The following is an 18,087-nucleotide window of genomic DNA, read 5'->3' as shown; positions in this document are numbered from 1 at the left end:
GCACGCCGGCCCCCATCACGACAGCACGATGTTCCGGATGGCCTTCTTGATGCTCGGGTAGCTGTCGACCGATTCCGCCTTCTGGTCCGTCACGAGCGTGCCGATCCGCGCGGGTTCGCAAAAGCCGATCCGGCTGTTCGTGCCGAGCTTGCTGAAGTCGGCCAGGATCGCGACGTCCGCCGCGTTGGCGACCATCGCGCGCGCGACTTCCGTTTCCATCCGGTCGTAGTTCGTCGCGCCGCGCACGTGGTCGACGCCGACCGGCGACAGCAACGCGAGATCGGCGCGATAGCGGAAGATCTCGGCGATCGTCCCGTCGCCGACCGTCGCGGCCGCGCGGCTGCCGATCATCCCGCCGAGCAGGATCGTTTCGTTCTTCGCCTGGCCGGGGTCGCTCGAGCGCATCTTCAGCGCGACGTCGATCGAGTTCGTGACGATCGTGAGGCCGGACAGTTTCGCCAGTTCCTCGGCCAGCAACGTGGTGGTCGTGCCGGCATCGATGAACAGCGTCTGCGAACCCGTGACGAGCCGTGCCGCGGCGCGCGCGATCGCCTGCTTCGCCTTCACGTGCGTCTGCGCGCGTTCGGCGATCGGCGCTTCGTCTCCCACCTGCACCGCGCCGCCGTGCACGCGTTTCAGTTCCCCCATCGCCTCGAGATCGACGAGATCGCGGCGCACGGTTTCCCGCGACACGTTCAGGTCGGCCATGATCCGGTCGGTGGAGACGCGCTGCATCTTCGATAACAGAAGCCGGATCCTCTGATATCGCTCTTCTTGCCACATGAAATGTCCTTGGAAATGAACGTCAATGGTATTCGAACCGAGGCTACGCGGCGCTCTCCTCCATCTTTTTGACCCCGCCGAGGGTCTGCAGTGATTGACGGACCACCTGGAATTCGCGGCTCGTCATCTTCGAGAACACCACGTGGATCCGGTCGTCGTCCGGTGTCGCGTCGTCCTGTTCGATGACGAACTGGACGATGCGCGCCTGGTCGATGCCGGGCATCGCCTGCAGCGACGTCAGCTTCACCGCGCCGCGGCTCGCGAGGATGCGCACGCCCCAGCGCTGCCGCGCGGCGAAGAAGCGCTTCTCGATCGGCTTCAGGCCGGCGAGGATCGTCAGCACGATCGCCGTCGCGGCGATCGCGGCGACGTACATGCCGCCGCCCACCGCCAGCCCGACCGCCGCGACGACCCACAGGCTCGCCGCCGTCGTCAGCCCGCGGATGATCTCCCCGCGCAGCATGATCGACCCGGCACCCAGAAAGCCGATGCCCGACACGACCTGCGCGGCGACCCGCGACGGGTCGAGCGACACGTTCTTCGCGTTCTGGATGTCCGCGAAGCCGAACGCCGACACGACCATCACGAGCGCCGCGCCGACCGCCACCAGCATGTGCGTGCGCAAGCCGGCCGCCCACGACAGCCGTTCGCGCTCGATGCCGATGATGCTGCCCAGCAGCGCGGCCAGCAACAGGCGGGAGATGATTTCCATCTGACTGATCATGCGATGCCTCCTTTTCTTGAACCGACTTGATGAAACGCGGCCCGCCCGGACCGCCGCCCGACGTGTCCTGCTTTCGTCCGGCTGACGGTTCGCGCGCGCCGCGGGTTGTATTTTTGTGCGAACTTGCGATTTTGTGCGTTCTAATATACGTTACGAAAAACCGCGCGGCTAGACCCAAGTTCGCTTGTTTCATCCGATCAATACGATCGATCGTCGGACCACTCACGCAACCCGATCCGGAACACTTGCTTAGGATACCAACATGATGAAGAAGGCATGGATGCTGGCCGCAATGCTGCTCGCGTCGATCGCGACGGCGCCCGTTCACGCATCCGAAAGCGACGTCTGCAGGAAGGTGACGCTCGGCGACGTCGGCTGGAGCGACATCGCGGCCACGACCGGCGTCGCGATGATGCTGCTCGACGGGCTCGGCTACGAAGCCAGCAAGACGATCGCGTCGCCGCCGATCGTGCTGGCCGGCGTGAAGAAGGCGCAGATCGATGCGTTCCTCGGCTACTGGGATCCGAGCATGACGCCGACGGTGAAGCCGTTCGTCGACGCCGGCGCCGTGCACCTGCTACCGCAGCCGAATCTGGTCGGCGCGCGTTACACGCTGGCCGTGCCGCAATACGCATCGGACAAGGGCCTGAAGAGCTTCGCCGACATCGCGAAGTTTCGCGACCAGCTCGACGGCAAGATCTACGGAATCGGCGCCGGCAACAACGGCAACGCGCTGATCCAGCGGATGATCGACCGGAACGAATTCGGGCTCGGCGGCTTCAAGCTCGTCGAGTCGAGCGAGGCCGGGATGCTGGTGCAGGTGACGCGCGCGGTGCAGGAACACCGGATGATCGTGTTCCTCGCGTGGGAGCCGCATCCGATGAACATCAACTACAAGATCGCGTACCTGGAAGGCGGCGACGGCGTGTTCGGCCCGAACTACGGCTCCGCGAAGGTCTACACGCTCGTCACGCCCGGCTACCTCGAACGCTGCCCGAACGTCGGCCGCCTGCTGACCAACCTGAAATTCACGACCGACGAAGAGAACCAGCTGATGGTGCCGATCATGAATCACGCGGACCCTGTCGCGGTCGCGAAGGAATGGGCGAGGAAGAACCCGGGCGTGCTGTCGAAGTGGCTCGACGGCGTCACGACCATCGACGGGAAGAACGCGAAGGACGCGATCGAGAAACTCATCGGCGCATGAGCACGCCAGCAGGCAGGCAATACAAGGACTTTCACATGCACAGGAATCTCGCGCTGTTCGATCTCGACCATACGCTGCTTCCGCTCGACAGCGACCAGGCCTGGGGCCGCTTCATCGCCCGGGTCGGCTCGCTGGAGGACGACACGCACGCGGCGCTGATCGACGAGCACTACGGCCACTACGCAGCCGGCACGCTCGACATGGACGCGTATCTCGCGGTGACGCTCGCGCCGCTCACCCGCTATCCGCGGGCCGAGCTCGAACGCTGGCACGCGCAATTCATGGACGAGGTGATCCGGCCGGCCATCACGCCGCAGGCGCGCGCGCTCGTCGATCGCCATCGCGAGAACGGCGATCTCTGCTGCATCGTCACCGCGACCAACGTGTTCGTGACGCGGCCGATCGCCGCCGAGTTTGGAATCGAGCATCTACTCGGCATCGAGCTCGATACCGACGACGGCACGCCGGGCGGACGGTTCACCGGACGCAGCACCGGCGTGCCGAGTTTTCGCGAAGGGAAGGTCGTGCGCACGAACGCATGGCTCGAATCGCTCGGCTACGCGCCGTCGGATTTCGAACGAACCTACTTCTACAGCGATTCGATCAACGACGTGCCGTTGCTGGACTACGTCACGCATCCGGTCGCGACCAATCCCGATGCAAGGCTGTCGCACGTCGCCGGCACGCGCGGATGGCCTGTCATGAAGTTGTTCTGATTCGGGCGATATTCTCCGCTGTTCATTTCATTTCTGGAGGGGCAATGAAAGCAGGAACAGGATCGACGCACGTCAATCACTCAGGAATCCGACTCGAATCGAGTCGCGACCACTCCGCTCCGCCCGCCGGCAAGGAAAGCCGCTTTCCGCACTGGCGCGGCGCTTTCATGATCGCGCTCCTTTGCACGCTGGCCGGTTGCGGTGATGGCGATTCCGGCGCGGCCGGCAATCTCGCCGCGAACCGCGCATCGGCATCGGGCCCGGCCGCCGCGCCGGTCCTGCATTGCGCCACGGCTTGCCACTGACGGGCACCTGCCCTTGTCCGGCGTGACTGCGATCGCAACGCGCGGCGTTTGAAGCGCGGGGGCGTCCGGCCAGTCCGTCCGGCCATTCATGACAGAGAGCGAACATGCAAAACAAATCCACGACACGACGTCAGTTCCTGGCCGATGCGCTGAAGCTCGCGGGCGCCACGGCGGTCACCGGCATGCTGCCTGAAAGCATCCTACGCGCGCAGTCGATTCCGGCGGCGACCGTCACCGGCACGATCCAGGACGTGAAGCACGTCGTGATCCTGATGCAGGAAAACCGGTCGTTCGACCACTACCTCGGCACGCTGCGCAGCGCGCGCGGCTTCGGCGATCCGCGCCCGGTCGTGATCTCGAGCGGGTATCCGGTCTGGCGCCAGCCGTGGCTGCTGTCGTACGTGTTCCCGTTCAACCCGTCGCCGCCGGCCGGCAGCGCGAACGGCGACACCTATTACGGCGACCTCGACCACAGCTGGAACGGCACGCACAGCGCATGGAACAACGGCCGTTACGACAACTGGGCCGGCGCGAAGACCAGCGGCACGATGTACTACTTCACGCAGAACGACATCCCGTTCTATTACGCGCTGGCGAGCGCCTTCACCGTGTGCGACGGCTACCACTGCTCGATGCTCGGGCCGACCGACCCGAACCGCCTGTATCTGTGGACCGGTTGCTGCGGCAACGTGCCCGGCTACACGCCGTACACGACCAACACGATGACCGGCACCGGCTGGACCACGATGCCGGAACGGCTGAATGCGGCCGGCGTCACGTGGAAGTTCTACCAGGACAAGGGCAACGGGCTCGATGCCGCGCACGGTTACGGCGAGTACAACGGCTCCAGCAAGGATCTCTGGTGGAACGGCAACTACGGCGACAACGTCATCCTCAACTTCAGGCAGTACCAGAACCTCGGCGCGACCGATCCGCTCGCGCCGGCGCTCAACGGCACGCAAATCGACCCGACGGGTGGCGGCACCGAATACGACACGCGCCTGTTCAGCCAGTTGCAGGCCGACGTCGCGAACGACACGCTGCCGCAGGTATCGTGGATCGCCGCGCCCTACGCGTACTGCGAACATCCGTCGTGGGCCGCGAGCGGCGGCGAATGGTATGTGAGCAACGTCCTCAACGTGCTGACGTCGAATCCGAAAGTCTGGGCCAGCACGGTGCTGCTCGTGATGTACGACGAGAACGACGGCCTGTTCGACCACGTGCCGCCCGCCGTGCCATCCAGCGCATCCGCGGGCACCGGCCGGTCGACGGTCTCGACCGCGGCCGAATTCGTCGGCAGTAGCGGCGCGGCGTCCGACGGATCGGCCAGCGGCGACGTGCCGATCGGCCTCGGCCCGCGTGTGCCGATGTTCGTGATCTCGCCGTGGTCGAAAGGCGGCAAGGTCAACTCGCAAGTGTTCGATCACACGTCGGTGATCCGCTTTCTGGAAACGCGCTTCGGGCTGCAGGAAACCAACATCACGCCGTGGCGGCGCACCGTGTGTGGCGATCTCACGTCGGCATTCGACTTCACCAATCCCGACCAGACGGTGCCCGCGATCCCGAGCCCGGCCAGCAACATGGACCCGAACGGCTGGACGGTCATCATCCCGCCGGCGACCACCACCGCTGTGCCGGCACAAACGACCGGCCGCAATGCGGCATGCCGGCTGCCGTACGAGTTCTTCGTGCAGGGCAAGGTCAACCGCTCCGGCAAGACGCTCGCGCTGACGATGACCAATACCGGCACGGCGGGCGTGCATCTGCAGGCGTGGGTCGACGGCACCAGCACGATCCCGCGGCAATACACGATCGGCGCCGGCGCGAACGCGTGCACGACCCTGTCCGATTCGCTCGCGCTGAACTCGGCCGGCGGCTACGACTATTCGGTCTACGGGCCGAACGGATTCCTGCAGACGTTCCGCGGCAACGTCGGCGCGTCGGGAAATACCGGTTCGTCGGCCGAAGTCAGCCTCTGTTACGACGTGCAGAACGGCAACGTGCAGATCACGCTCGACAACACCGCCGGATCGAGCGCGACAACGTTCCAGCTCGTCGACAACGCGTACGGAATGAACACGCCGCAGTCGGTCAGCGTGCCGGCCGGCGCGACGCAGGCCGTGACGTGGTACGGCGACGCAGGCTGGTACGACGCGAGCATCCGCGACGCGAACGACCCGAACTTCCTGCGCCGCGTGGCCGGCTGCGTGCAGGCGCAAGCAGGCGCGCTGCTGACCGATTCGGCGATCGGCAATACGAACGGGAAGTTCGTGCCCGCGCTGTCGTCGCAGGGCTCGTCGTACGGCACGCTGCGGTTCGACTACGTCGTGCCGCCTTGGCGTCACAGCCCGAAGAACTGGGTCGGCATCTATCCGCGCGGCGCGCAACCGACCAAGGGCGGCTACAAGTCGTGGGCGTATCTGCCGAAGAGCACGGGCTCGCTGCTGTTCTCGACGACGGCGAACAGCGCGCTGGCGTCCGGCCAGTACGATGCGTGGTTCCTCTTCGACGACGGCTACACGCCGCTGGCAGGCCCGGTCGCGATCAGCATCTGACGAACGGCCGGCGACGCGCGTTCACGGCGCGCGTCGCCCGGCTCGGCTCTCATCAGCAAGTCCTCGTGGAACGCGCCGAACGGCCGCGTCGGATGCGCGCTCCGGATTTCGAGGATCCACAGCCCGGCGGCCGGTGCGCCGTCGGAATCGCCCAGATTGCCGACCTTGTAGATCGCGTGCATTCTTGCGCGCCGCATATCGCCGAGCGAAAACGCTTCGCCGACGGCTTCCCGCTGCGTCGAATTCAACATCGTGCTCCTGTGCCGGCGAATATGGGTCGGTGCGGTCGATCGCCGTTTCGATATGCACCGCTGAACATATTGCGTTTCGCGCCGATGCGTGGCATGGCTGCATACCCGTTCCAGGTCGATGCAGCGTCGCCGCCGATATCCCGCATAATCGGGCGTTGAATCGCGCCGCGGGGGAAGCATTGTGCGAGCGCAGCAATTCGAAACAGGAACGGGCGCGATCCGGCTCGCCGCAAGGCGGCGCTCGCCCCGGCGGAAATACTTGGCAATCCCGCTGAAGACAGGACACCGACACACATGGACCGAGCCGAGCACATCAGCATCGAACAGGCGGTCGATCTGCCCGCCGACGAACTGAACGGATGCGACTTTTCGTTCGAGATCGCGTGGGAGCTGAATGCGCCGTACCAGGATCTGCTCGATTTGCGCGCGCTGCCCGTGCGGCGCAAGGACTACGGCTTCGACCCGGCCGGCTGGGCGCGCGAGGCGTCCAGCGGTACCGCGCTGTTTCGCGCGAGCGCGGGCGGGCGCCTCGCGGGATTCGTCGCGATCACCGAAAGCTGGAACGGGATGGCCGAAATAGCGGAACTCGCGGTCGACCGCGGTTGCCGGCGCCAAGGGATCGGCCAGTTCCTGCTGGCGGCCGCGGAAGCGTGGGCGCGCAACCGCGGGTTCGGCTTCATGCGGCTGGAAACGCAGGCGAACAACGTCGCGGCCTGCTGCACGTACGCGCGTGCGGGCTTCGTCATCGGCGGCCACGACCGCTTCCTTTACGCCGACGGCGCGAACGACGGGGAAGTCGCCCTCTTCTGGTACAAGGACCTGCGTGACGGGCAGTCCGCGAAGAGCCGGACGGTCGATCCGGAATCGATGCGGCCGGCGTCCTGACCGACGACCAGCCGCCGCCCCGGTCCTGCTTTCGCGTTACTTCCGCGTCGCGACGATGAACAGGCGCGGAAACGGCAGCAACACAGTGCCGTCGTCGAGCAGCGGATAGCCGTCCGGACCGGCGAGCGCGTCGCGATAGCGCGCGACGAATGCGTCGCGTTCGCTTTCGTCCAGCGCCGCGAGGAACGGCCGCAGCGCGCTGCCCTTGAACCATTCGACGACCGCATCGATCCCGCCGCGCAACGGATGGTAGTAAGTCGTGCGCCAGACATCCACCCGCGAACACGACGGCGACAGCAACGCGTAGTAATACCGCGCGTCGAACCGCTCGGTGCGCGCCGCGTCCTTCAGCTTGTGCGCCCACGGTCCGGCCGCGGCGACCTCGCGCATCAGCCGGTGCGCGGGTTCGTCGAGGTTGTCCGGCATCTGCACGGCGAGACGGCCGCCCGGCGCGAGCCGGCCGACGAGCGACGGAAACAGCGTGTCGTGCGCGGGCACCCATTGCAGCACCGCATTCGACAGAATCAGATCGTAGCCGCCCGGATCGTCCCAGGTGGAAACATCCGCGAGATCGAAACGCAGCGCGGGCAGGCGCTTGCGCGCGGCCGCGATCATGTCCGGCGACGCATCGATCCCGCGAACCGTCGCGTCGGGGGCGCGCGCGATCAGCGCTTCGGTCGAATTGCCGGGCCCGCAGCCGATGTCGATCGCGGTATGGATCGGCGTATCCGGCACGGCGGCCAGCAGATCGCGCACGGGCCGCGTGCGTTCGTCTTCGAATCGCACGTACTGGTTGGCGTATTGATCGAGTGATGTCGTCACGGTATGCCTCCTGGTCGGCGTGGACGGCGTCGGGATATCGACAGCCGTCGATGCAGCGCATTCTGCGATCTCGCTGTTCTTCAGTAAAATGAATTTAATATCGTTATTGATTCATGTTTCTGATGAAAATCGATACGCTCGGTGTCCAGGCTTTCGTCGCGATCGCCGACGGCGGCAGCTTCAGGCAGGCGGCCGACACGCTGCACGTCACGCAAACGGCGATCACGCAACGGTTGCGCAAGCTCGAGTCGTTTCTCGGCGTCGCGCTGATCGAGCGCACGACACGCCGCACCACCCTCACCGAAATCGGCCGGCGTTTCCTGCCGCAGGCGCGCCGGCTGCTGAACGAGCTGTCGGACGCGCTGACCGAAATCCGCGAAACGGGCCTGAGCCAGCGCGGCGACGTGACGATCGCGTGCGTGCCGACGGTCGGCGTTCAGTATCTCCCCCGTATTCTGCGGGCGTTTTCCGGGCACCGGCCGCACGATCGCGTGAAGATCCTCGATCACGCGTCGGCGTCGGTATTGCAGGCCGTGCTGCGCCGCGAAGCGGAATTCGGGATCAGCATCGCGGGCGACCAGCACCCCGAACTCGTCAGCGTGCCGCTCACGCATGATCCGTACGTGCTCGTCTGCCGCGACGATCACCCGCTCGCGAAGCGTCGGCGGATCCGTTGGGCCGCGCTGCAGCCGCATCCGCTGATCTTCGCGGGCGAAGTGAGCGGCAATCGCGGGCTGCTCGAAGGTGCGCTGAAGACGAGCGGTGTGACGCTGCATTCGTTCTACGAAGTGCAGCGCAGTTCGACCGCGCTCGGTCTCGTCGCCGAAGGCCTCGGCGCGGCCGTGGTGCCGAAGCTCGCGATCCAGAAAAACGCGTATCCGATGATTCGCACGATCGAACTCGTCGAGCCGTCGGTGTCGCGCACGCTGGTGCTGGTCAAGCGCCGGGCCGCGCAGTTGTCGCCCGCGGCACAGGCGCTGTACGACATGATCGTCGAGCGCGCCACGCCGGGGCGGTGAAGTCAGGCAACGTCGTTCAAAGCGCCTTGACCATGAACACGCGCGCCGTCCCTTCCGGCTCGCACGGCACTTCGCCGAATGCCTCGTACCCGTGCTTCCGGTAGAAATCCGGCGCCTGGAACGTAATCGTGTACAGCACCGCGCGGGCGCATCCGCGCCGCTTCGCTTCCGCTTCGGCCTCGCGCAGCAGTCTGCTGCCGAAGCCGCCGCCGCGCAGCGATTCCGGCAGGTAAAAGAGGTCGATGAAGAAGAGGCCGAGCGACGTTCGGCCGGTGAGCCCGCCCAGGACCTCGCCGGTCGCGGGATCGGTCACGTAGACGTCGAGCGCTGCCGTGTCGCTGCGGCCCGTCATCGCGTGGTTGAATTCGCCGAGCTTGCGGCTGATGAAATCGCGGGCAGCCGGTTGTTCGGTGTCGGTGAGCTGAAGGGAAACGGCGGGATGCGCGGTCATGGAATGGAGACGTGCGTGAATGAGCCGCAGAACGTGCAGTGTTCGTGACGGGCGTCGGGCGACTCTAGCGCGTAGCGCGTTCGGCGGCAGCGGGAGTCTGTGCCGATCATGACGAACGTACAAACGACGGGCACATCCCGCACCCGCCGTTTCGTCGCGCCTGGAGCCTGCTCAAGCCGCGGCAAATGCTTGAATCGACTCGATGCAAATCCGCGTCAGTTGTACCCGAGAATCGCCACCGCCGCGACATCCGGCCGATCGATCGCATTCCCGACGAGCGACGTCATCGGCTCCTGCAGCACGGCCTGATACGACGTCACACGCGCCTCCTCCGGCGCGCCGGCTTCGTCCCATACCGGCTCGTCGAATGCGTCGAGGCCACTGAAGAACCCGGGTTGCGTTTGCGTAAAAGTCATCTCCACTCCTTTTGATATGTCGTCGATGTTCTAATTTGCCTGTTTCAACGCCGCTGCCTGCACGGGTGCGCCGTCATGCGCGCCCTCCGACCGTGCAAGTTGCGCGCGCGTGCGCCGCGTGATGTGAATCACCGCGAACACGACCGGCGCGATCAGCAGGCCTTCCGCCAGTTCGGGATCGACCGGCAGGTTCATCACGTGCAGCGCCTTGAACGCCGCTGTCGCGAGCGACAGCACGTAGTACGAAATGGCTGCCACCGACAATCCTTCAACCGCGTGCTGCAGATGCAGCTGATTGCGCGCGGTGCGCTCCATGCCGGCCAGCAAGCGCGTCACGTCCTTTTCCTGCGCGAGATTCACGCGCGTGCGCAACAGGTCGACCGCGCGCGCGATCCGCGCGGCGATCTGCTCGTGACGCGCCCACACGCTGCGGCAGGTTTCCATTGCCGGCGCGAAGCGTCGCTCCATGAACTCGGCGATCGTCGGCATCCCTTCGATGCGCTCCTCGCGCAATTCGTGGATGCGCGCCAGCACGAGCTTTTCGTAGGCACGCGACGCGCTGAAGCGGCCGCCGGACCCCGACAGCGCCTCGACCCGCACCGCGAGATGCGTGAGCTTCACGAGCAAGGCCGCGTCGTCGCCGTCGGCGCCGCTCGCGTCCATCCGCTGCATCAGCGCATGCAGCGCCGCATGGATCTCGTCGAGCTCGCGGCTCATCCGCCGCGCGACCGGCAACGCGAGCAGCGCCATCATCCGGTACGTCTCGATTTCATACAGGCGCTGCAGCAGTCGGCCGCCCTGCTCCTCGCGAAAATCCTCGTCGACGACGAGAAAGCGCATGAAGCCGTCGTCACGCACGTGCCAGTCGCAAAACACCTTGCCGCCGCCCAGCACGTTGCTGCCGACGAGCGCGGGCCCGTCGATCCAGCGGCGCATGTCACCGCACACGAGCCGCGCGGCATCGCCCGACAGCAACTCCATGCGCACCGCGACGAAGCGGATGCCCGCCAGCCGCGCGAACCACGCGGCAGGAATCCCTTCGATCGCGAGATCGTCGAAATAGCCGGTGTCGCGACGCGGCGCGACGAACGTGAACGTCGAGAATTCGGTGTGTCGCTCCCACTTCAGATGCCAGCCGCACGGCGACTGCACCGCATGATGGGTCGCGCCGTCCTGCGGCACGGCAATGCCGGTGTCGCGACACAGCGCGTGCAGCAGCGTTTCGTGGATGTCGGGCTGGCCGTCCGCGTAGATCGCGTAGTGCGTGAGCGACACGGCCTCGGCGAGCCGCAGGAACGGCCGCGCATGCAATTCCGCGGCCAGTGCGGCGCGCAACGGATGATCGATCATCGGTACACCACTCTTCCCTGTTCAACGCTGCGTGCCGGGCACGCCGGCGTGATAGCCGCACCGCATCGAACGACACGGCAGGCTCGATGCCACTATGGCAGACACACAGCGACAATAAAAACGCATAATGCTGATCGTTACATTCAGTTTTCCTGATACCGATGAAGATGCTCGATCACGACGTGCTGGCCACCGTCGTCGCCGTCGCGGAAACCGGCAACATGACCCGCGCCGCCGAAGCGGTGAACCGCTCGCAATCGGCCGTGAGCATGCAGATCAAGAGCCTCGAGGACGCGATCGGCCGGCCGCTGTTCGTGCGCAAGCCGCGCAGCATTGTGCTGACGCGCGAAGGCGAGGTGCTGCTGGGATTCGCCAGACGAATGCTGGCGCTGCGCGACGAGGCGTGGGCGGCCGTGGTGCGGCCGGAAGTGACCGGCAAGGTCGTGATCGGCGTGCCGGACGACTATGCGTCGTCGCTGCTGCCGTCGGTGCTGAAGAAGTTCTCCGCGACTTATCCGAAGGTCGAGATCCAGGTGATCGGGCTGCCGAGCAGCGCGCTCGCGCCGCTCCTGAAGGACGGCACCGTCGATCTCGTGTGCGGCACGCGCATCAAGGGGCTGTCCGGCGACTTCATCCGCCACGAGCCGATGGCGTGGGCCGCGATGACGAACGGGCCGCGCGTATGGGAAGAACGGCCGCTGCCGATCGCGGTGTTCATGCCGGGCAGCGTCGCGCGCGAGAACGCGATCCGCAGCCTCGAACGCGCGAAGCTGCCGTTTCGCACGTCCTATGAAAGCCCGAGCCTGCTCGGGCTGCTCAGCATGGTCGAGGCCGGGCTTGCGGTCGCGCCGCTCGCGCGCTGCGCGATTCCCGCGCAATTGTCGATGCTCGGCCGCTCGCACGGGCTGCCCGATCTGCCGCCGCTCGAGCTGATCCTCGCGCGCAGCACGAAATCGAAGCGCCCGCCGTGCGACTTTCTCGCGGAACAACTGATGGAAGACCTGCAGCGGCAAACCGGCCAGACCGGCGACGCCTGAGCCGCGGCCGGACGCGCGCCGCCTGCGCCGTCACGAACCGCCGGGCCGTGGATGGCCGGCCGCGAGCAGCGCCGCGTTGACGATGCCCGCTATCGTGTCGACGAGCGCCTCCAGCGTGTCGCCATGCACATGCCTCCCGGCCGGCGGAATGCATTCGGTACGCCGGCCGCCCCACTGCGACCCGGCCGTTACCGACAGCGTCGCACCGAACCGGTTGCCGTGCCGCCGGCCGAAGATGCCGACGCGCTGCTCGCCCAGATACGCCTGCTCCGGAAGAAACAGCCGAATGTCGACCGCAACCTGGTCCGGATCGCCAGCGCGCGCAATCGCATCGGCCGACGGCGCGAACGTCTTCGCGATGCGCAGCGTCACGTGCGAATCCCAGGCGGCCAGCGGCCCGCCGGCCGCGTCGACACGTTCGAGGTCGACCGACCACTGATGGCGGTCCGGCAGCCGGATCGCCTGACGCAGCAGCACGTCCGCCGCGCGCACGGTCACCCGCAACTGCAGGGCCAGCTGCGTGCCCGACGGCAACGTCGCCACGCGCACGCGGCCGCTTGCCGGACGCGTGGTCTGCACTTCTTCCATGAGGTGCATGGATTCCTCCCTGTCAAGGGCCGGCGCCGCGTGCGACGCGGCGCACAAACGCTCGCCGCGACCGACCGCCCACGGCACGATGGCCGGCGAATCGGCGGCGAACCCTACGGTACGAGCAATCGGCGTTCCCCGGCCGGACGATCCTGCGTCGCCACGCGCAGACGGCGGACAACGGGACCGATCACGGCATCGACCTGCTGCGCGATCAGCATATGCAGCGTGAAGTCGAGATCCTCCGACGCGATGTCGAATTCCACATGGATCACGTCGCGCACGGTACGCGCGCTGACCACATACACGCCGAGCGGGGAATGCAGCAACGCCGCGAGCCGGGCGTGCGCGAGCGCGCCGGTGTCGGCCGTCAGCGTGACGGGCAACCGCAGGCGCGGGCGCGGCGGCGGAAATGGGATGACGGTCGTGCGCGCGCCGGCGCGCAGTTGAAGGCCGGCGATGTCGTATTCGGGTACGGGATGGATGAAGGTCATGGCGCGGACGGAGAGCGTCCTGGCTGTTGGACACATCCCGAGCTTAGAAGGCGCAGCATAAATACCGTGCAAAAAAACGGCTTTGCAATGCAAAAAATGGCATGCCGGAACAGCGGCGCATACCGGCCGGGTTGCGCTGCGTGCGCCCCGTCAACGCTGACAGGACAATCGCCGACGATCCGCCGATACACTGGTGCCACCGTGACGTCCGGCGTCCTCGATGCCGGACGGCGCTTTCATGGCACGCACGCTCGGCCGCTTCCGGTTGGCCCGCCTGCATCGCACGCATTTCGCCCCGTTCCCGATCCGATGGAGTCCCGCTTGAACATCTGGCGCCCCACGCTGCACGACGCCCAACCCGAGGCCGTCCCGCATTCACGCGACACGTTCCCGGCTGCGCGGCCGTCTCGCGCGCGACTGGGCCAGCCGCAATGAGCGCCGGGCCGCGCAATGCCCGGATCGACGTGCTGCGCGGCGTGTCGATCCTGCTCGTCCTGCTGCATCACTTCAACATCCCGTATTCGCTGCGCGACACGTCCGTCGCGCGCATGGTCGGCTGGGACGCGGTGCATGCAGTGGTCCGCAACGGCAACTACGGCGTGACGATGTTCTTCGTGATTTCCGGCTACCTGATCACGTCGAATGCGCGCCGCCGCTGGGGCAGCCTCGGCGCGATGGACGTGCGCGCGTTCTACGTGTCGCGCATCGCGCGCATCGTCCCGTGCCTGCTCCTGCTGCTCGCCCTCGTCAACGGGCTGGCGGCGGCCGGCGTGCCGATCTTCGCGAACCACGCGCCGCAGGGTGTCGCCGTGTCGTTCTGGCTCGTCAATCTCGCATCGCTGACATTCTGGATGAACGTGCTGATCGGCACGTACGGATGGGTCAATTACGCGCTCGGCGTGCTCTGGTCGCTGTCGGTCGAAGAGGTGTTCTACCTGTCGTTTCCGCTGCTGTGCATCGCCCTGCGCCGCGACGCGCGGCTGTTCGCGTTCTGGCTGGCGGTCGTCGCGATCGGCCCCGTGTACCGCGTCACGCATGCGGGCGACGAAGGCGGGTTTCTGTATGCGTATTTCGCGTGCTTCGACGGAATCGCGATCGGCTGCTGCACCGCGTTGCTGGCCGGACGCGCCGGCTGGCAGCGGCTCGCGGACGCGCCCGTGCAATGGCTGACCGCGATCGCGATGACCGTGCTCTATCTCGCGTGGCCGATCGCGCAGAGCCATGTGACCGGCGTGTCCGCGATGGCGCTCGGCACCGCCGTGCTGCTGATCGGCGCGCATGCCCGCGGCGAGCGAGCACCACTGGGCCGCGCGCTCGCGCCGCTGCGCTGGAGCGGCCGGCTCAGCTACGAGTTGTACCTGTTCCATCTGATCGCGCTCGGCGCGCTGCGCACGGTGTGGCCGCCCGCCACCATGCACGGCGACGGCAAGCTCCTGCTGCTCGTCGCGTATCTGGTGTTGTCGGCCGGATTGAGCGCGGCCGTCGCGCGCGGCTACGCGACGCCGCTCGAGCGCGTCATCCGGCGGGCCGCGTCGCGGCCCGCGGCGCGCATGCCGGACGCCGCGACTTGAACCGCGACCGACGGCATCCGCAGGGTCGATGAAAGGAAGCGCGCCACGATGCGGGCATCACGCCACCTGTCCGATGGCGGCCCTGCGCATCGTGACGATGCGCGCAGGCGGAATATTTGCCCACACGATCCGGCTGGCGTCGGCAACAAATGCCGGATCGCGCAGCGGGTGACGCTCGGGCACGCGCAAATCGTAGGTGAACTGGATCATCACGCCGTCGACCGACAGCACGCGCTCGCACTGCCCGACGATCGCCGTCACGTCCTCGCGCGGCAGCGTGCGCAGCGGCAGGCAGGACACGATCGCATCGACCGCCGCGTCGGGCGGCAGCAGCCGCTCGAGCTGCCGCGCGTCGCCCGACACGATGGAGATGCCGGGAAAGCGGCGTCGCAGGTGCTGCACGAACGCCGGCGACCGCTCGACCACGACGAGGCGCCGTGGCGCGACGCCGCGTTCGAGCAACGCGGCGGTGATTGCGCCGGTGCCGCCGCCGAGTTCGACGACGAGTCCGTCGCCGTCCGGCACCGCATCGGCCATCTCGCGCGCCAGATGCCGCGAACTCGGGCACAACGCGCCCACCGCGGCCGGGCGGCCGACCCACTCGCGCACGAACAGTGCCGAGACACGCAACGCGTTCGGCCAGGTCATCGGCCGACCTTGCGCGGTTGCGCGTTCGGCTTCGACGTGCCAATGACTGCCTGCAACAGGGCTACGACGACACGGGGTTCTTTCACGTGCATCCTCCTGAAGAATCGGTTCGCCGCGCTCGCGCGGCGATCAATCGATTCTAGGAAATGCAAACTTAAGGCGACGTGAAGATTGTCCCTGATTGCGTCACCGATGCGGGCCGTGCAATCGATGGCGGCCCGATCAGCGGTCGACGCGCTGCTGAAACTGCGCGGGATACCGCTCGCCGACGATCGTGATCTGCCGCAGCGCCGTCTCGATCGCCGACAATTCGTCGGTCGTCAGCACCACCGCGGCCGCGCCGATGTTTTCGTCAAGCCGTTGCAGCTTCGTCGTGCCCGGAATCGGCACGATCCACGGCTTGCGGGCCAGCAGCCAAGCGAGCGCGATCTGCGCGCGCGTCACGCCCTTGTCGGCCGCGATCCGGCCGAGCAGGTCGACGAGGCCCGCGTTGGCCCTGCGGTTTTCTTCCGAGAAGCGCGGCACGAGATTGCGGAAGTCGGTCGCATCGAACGTCGTGTTCGCGTCGATCGCCCCCGTCAGGAAACCCTTGCCGAGCGGGCTGAACGCCACGAAGCCGATGCCGAGCTCCTCGAGCGTCGGCAGGATGCGCTCCTCCGGCTCGCGCCACCACAGCGAATATTCGCTTTGCAGCGCCGCGACGGGCTGCACAGCGTGCGCGCGGCGAATCGTCTGCTCACCGGCTTCCGACAGCCCGAAGTGCGCGACCTTGCCTTCGCCGATCAGGTCCTTGACGGTGCCCGCGACATCCTCGATCGGCACGTTCGGATCGACGCGATGCTGATAAAGCAGATCGATGCGGTCGACCTTCAGCCGCTTGAGCGCTGCGTCGGTCACCGCGCGAATGGTCGACGGCCGGCTGTCGACGCCCTTCATCGGCTCGCCGTTCTCGAAACCGAACTTGGTGGCGATCACGACCTGGTCGCGAAACGGTGCCACCGCCTCGCCCACCAGTTCCTCGTTGACGAACGGGCCGTACGCTTCGGCCGTATCGAAGAAGGTCACGCCGCGTTCGAACGCCGTGCGAATCAGCGCGATACCGCTCGCCTTGTCGATGGCTGGACCGTAGGCGTAGCTCAATCCCATGCAGCCGAGCCCGATTGCCGAGACTTCGAGGCCGCTCTTACCAAGCATGCGCTTTTGCATGAATTTCTCCTGCTGAAAGGTAAAGACGATCGACGGGATGCCGAGGAAGCGAGTGTAGGTTGATGGATACGCCTCAACAATCGGCGTACCATTTCATGCGTTATTGAGGAAATTTCATCAATGCTGCGCACCGGCCTCGGCGAACTCACGACCTTCATCACGATCGCGGAACAGCGCAGCTTCAGCGGCGCGGCCCGCATCCTCGGCGTGTCGCCGTCGGCGCTGAGCCACGCGATCCGCCATCTCGAGGCGCGGCTCGGCGTGCGCCTGTTCAACCGCACGACCCGCTCGGTCGCGCTGACCGAGGCCGGCGAACAGTTGCTGCTGCGCGTGCGGCCCGCGGTCGCCGATCTCGAGGACGCGATGAACGACGCCGCGACCGCCCGCAACCGGCCGTCCGGCCAGATCCGGATCAGCGCGTCGGAATCCGCGTCCCGCCCGCTGATCCGGCACGTGCTGCCCGGCTTCGTCGCGCGCTATCCGGACATTCATGTGGAGTTCGTCGTCGATTCGCGGATGATCGACATCGTCGAACACGGCTTCGACGCGGGCATCCGCGTGCGCGAGGACGTGCCGCGCGACATGATCGCCGTGCGGTTCGGCGATGCGGTCCGCTTGGTCGCGGTGGCGTCGCCCGACTACCTGGCGCGACACCCGGCGCCGGATACGCCGCAGGACCTCACGCGCCACCGGTGCATCCGGTTCCGCTTCGAAAGCGGCGCGCTCTATCGATGGGACCTGACGCGCGACGGCAAGCGCGTGAGCGTCGACGTCGACGGGCCGATGACGCTCGGCAACCTGAGCCTGATGGTCGACGCAGCGCTCGCCGGCATCGGCATCGCGTGGGTCACGCACGCGCGCGTCGCCGAGCATCTGGCCGACGGCCGGCTCGTGCGCGTGTTGCCCGAATGGGAGCAGACGTTCGACAGCCTGTGTCTCTACTATCCCGCGAACCGGCATCCGCCGGCGGCATTGCGGTTGTTCGTAGAGGCGGTGCGTGAATGGACGGATGCAGCGGGCAACGCGTCGGACAACTGATGGTTCGCCCCGCCCAGCCGC

The 18,087-nt window shown here is 66.7% G+C and carries 20 protein-coding genes; 9 read left to right on the top strand and 11 right to left on the bottom strand.

Annotated elements, in window-relative coordinates; genetic code table 11:
* Positions 1-15: 15 nt before the first annotated feature.
* Positions 16-783: a DeoR/GlpR family DNA-binding transcription regulator gene (locus HWX22_RS28285; protein WP_059818420.1), complete on the bottom strand. Its 768-nt coding sequence runs from the start codon at positions 781-783 to the stop codon at positions 16-18.
* Between the two features lie 43 nt (positions 784-826).
* Positions 827-1,507 carry an MgtC/SapB family protein gene (locus tag HWX22_RS28280; protein WP_059818421.1) on the bottom strand — a complete coding sequence of 227 codons (681 nt, stop codon included), beginning with the start codon at positions 1,505-1,507 and terminating at the stop codon, positions 827-829.
* A 262-nt stretch (positions 1,508-1,769) separates the two neighbouring features.
* On the opposite strand from HWX22_RS28280, the gene HWX22_RS28275 reads away from it, so the two are divergent.
* The 4 genes from HWX22_RS28275 (at position 1,770) to HWX22_RS28260 (ending at position 6,290) form a co-directional block, all read left to right on the top strand.
* Positions 1,770-2,714, top strand: a complete 945-nt coding sequence (locus HWX22_RS28275; RefSeq protein WP_082750626.1) for a choline ABC transporter substrate-binding protein — start codon at positions 1,770-1,772, stop codon at positions 2,712-2,714.
* Positions 2,715-2,749: 35 nt separating this feature from the next.
* The gene (locus HWX22_RS28270) at positions 2,750-3,430 is read left to right on the top strand and encodes an HAD family hydrolase (protein WP_175909866.1); all 681 of its coding nucleotides are present in this window, start codon (positions 2,750-2,752) and stop codon (positions 3,428-3,430) included.
* Entirely contained in the window at positions 3,406-3,735 is a 330-nt protein-coding gene (locus HWX22_RS28265) for a hypothetical protein (protein WP_244135307.1), read from the top strand. Before HWX22_RS28270 ends, HWX22_RS28265 begins: the two co-directional genes overlap by 25 nt.
* A 104-nt stretch (positions 3,736-3,839) precedes the next feature.
* Positions 3,840-6,290 carry a phospholipase C, phosphocholine-specific gene (locus HWX22_RS28260; protein ID WP_175916838.1) on the top strand — a complete coding sequence of 817 codons (2,451 nt, stop codon included), beginning with the start codon at positions 3,840-3,842 and terminating at the stop codon, positions 6,288-6,290.
* Here HWX22_RS28260 and HWX22_RS32095 read toward each other — a convergent pair.
* Entirely contained in the window at positions 6,251-6,541 is a 291-nt protein-coding gene (locus tag HWX22_RS32095) for a hypothetical protein (RefSeq protein ID WP_244135306.1), read from the bottom strand. The two genes, HWX22_RS28260 and HWX22_RS32095, sit on opposite strands and share 40 nt — an antisense overlap.
* Before the next feature lie 294 nt (positions 6,542-6,835).
* Here HWX22_RS32095 and HWX22_RS28250 point away from each other — a divergent pair, with 294 nt between their 5' ends.
* Positions 6,836-7,426 (top strand): GNAT family N-acetyltransferase, encoded by a 591-nt coding sequence (locus HWX22_RS28250; protein WP_059818426.1) that lies wholly within the window; start codon positions 6,836-6,838, stop codon positions 7,424-7,426.
* A gap of 36 nt (positions 7,427-7,462) precedes the next feature.
* Here HWX22_RS28250 and tam read toward each other — a convergent pair whose 3' ends face one another.
* The gene (gene tam, locus HWX22_RS28245; RefSeq protein WP_175916837.1) at positions 7,463-8,248 is read right to left on the bottom strand and encodes a trans-aconitate 2-methyltransferase; all 786 of its coding nucleotides are present in this window, start codon (positions 8,246-8,248) and stop codon (positions 7,463-7,465) included.
* 122 nt (positions 8,249-8,370) lie between these two features.
* Here tam and HWX22_RS28240 point away from each other — a divergent pair, with 122 nt between their 5' ends.
* The gene (locus HWX22_RS28240) at positions 8,371-9,267 is read left to right on the top strand and encodes a LysR family transcriptional regulator (RefSeq protein ID WP_059682052.1); all 897 of its coding nucleotides are present in this window, start codon (positions 8,371-8,373) and stop codon (positions 9,265-9,267) included.
* Positions 9,268-9,283: 16 nt separating this feature from the next.
* Here the strand turns inward: HWX22_RS28240 and HWX22_RS28235 are convergent, their stop codons facing one another.
* The 3 genes from HWX22_RS28235 to HWX22_RS28225 form a co-directional block, all read right to left on the bottom strand.
* The gene (locus HWX22_RS28235) at positions 9,284-9,718 is read right to left on the bottom strand and encodes a GNAT family N-acetyltransferase (protein WP_059818429.1); all 435 of its coding nucleotides are present in this window, start codon (positions 9,716-9,718) and stop codon (positions 9,284-9,286) included.
* A gap of 215 nt (positions 9,719-9,933) precedes the next feature.
* Positions 9,934-10,134, bottom strand: a complete 201-nt coding sequence (locus HWX22_RS28230) for a hypothetical protein (RefSeq protein ID WP_175909860.1) — start codon at positions 10,132-10,134, stop codon at positions 9,934-9,936.
* A gap of 30 nt (positions 10,135-10,164) precedes the next feature.
* Positions 10,165-11,484 (bottom strand): DUF3422 domain-containing protein, encoded by a 1,320-nt coding sequence (locus HWX22_RS28225; protein ID WP_059818434.1) that lies wholly within the window; start codon positions 11,482-11,484, stop codon positions 10,165-10,167.
* 161 nt (positions 11,485-11,645) lie between these two features.
* Here HWX22_RS28225 and HWX22_RS28220 point away from each other — a divergent pair, with 161 nt between their 5' ends.
* Positions 11,646-12,521, top strand: coding sequence for a LysR family transcriptional regulator (locus HWX22_RS28220; RefSeq protein ID WP_044848057.1), 876 nt, complete (start codon positions 11,646-11,648; stop codon positions 12,519-12,521).
* Between the two features lie 30 nt (positions 12,522-12,551).
* Here the strand turns inward: HWX22_RS28220 and HWX22_RS28215 are convergent, their stop codons facing one another.
* Positions 12,552-13,118 carry a hypothetical protein gene (locus tag HWX22_RS28215; RefSeq protein WP_059818435.1) on the bottom strand — a complete coding sequence of 189 codons (567 nt, stop codon included), beginning with the start codon at positions 13,116-13,118 and terminating at the stop codon, positions 12,552-12,554.
* 104 nt (positions 13,119-13,222) lie between these two features.
* Complete coding sequence (locus HWX22_RS28210) at positions 13,223-13,603, bottom strand: hypothetical protein (protein WP_175916836.1); 381 nt, start codon at positions 13,601-13,603, stop codon at positions 13,223-13,225.
* Between the two features lie 431 nt (positions 13,604-14,034).
* Between HWX22_RS28210 and HWX22_RS28205 the strand changes: the two genes are divergently transcribed.
* A complete protein-coding gene (locus tag HWX22_RS28205; protein WP_175916835.1) occupies positions 14,035-15,174 on the top strand; it encodes an acyltransferase in 1,140 nt (379 codons plus the stop codon).
* Positions 15,175-15,231: 57 nt separating this feature from the next.
* Here HWX22_RS28205 and HWX22_RS28200 read toward each other — a convergent pair whose 3' ends face one another.
* Together HWX22_RS28200 and HWX22_RS28195 are read right to left on the bottom strand one after the other, a co-directional pair.
* Positions 15,232-15,822, bottom strand: a complete 591-nt coding sequence (locus tag HWX22_RS28200; RefSeq protein WP_059692532.1) for a methyltransferase domain-containing protein — start codon at positions 15,820-15,822, stop codon at positions 15,232-15,234.
* A 222-nt stretch (positions 15,823-16,044) separates the two neighbouring features.
* Positions 16,045-17,028, bottom strand: a complete 984-nt coding sequence (locus tag HWX22_RS28195) for an aldo/keto reductase (protein ID WP_175916834.1) — start codon at positions 17,026-17,028, stop codon at positions 16,045-16,047.
* A 120-nt stretch (positions 17,029-17,148) separates the two neighbouring features.
* Between HWX22_RS28195 and HWX22_RS28190 the strand changes: the two genes are divergently transcribed.
* Positions 17,149-18,066 (top strand): LysR family transcriptional regulator, encoded by a 918-nt coding sequence (locus HWX22_RS28190; RefSeq protein WP_059818439.1) that lies wholly within the window; start codon positions 17,149-17,151, stop codon positions 18,064-18,066.
* The last annotated feature ends 21 nt before the right edge of the window (positions 18,067-18,087 follow it).

This window comes from Burkholderia sp. BCC1638, assembly GCF_902833195.1.
Lineage (GTDB): Bacteria > Pseudomonadota > Gammaproteobacteria > Burkholderiales > Burkholderiaceae > Burkholderia > Burkholderia diffusa.
The sequence above is the reverse complement of the archived record's forward strand: the minus strand, read 5'-3'. Positions and strand labels throughout refer to the sequence as shown.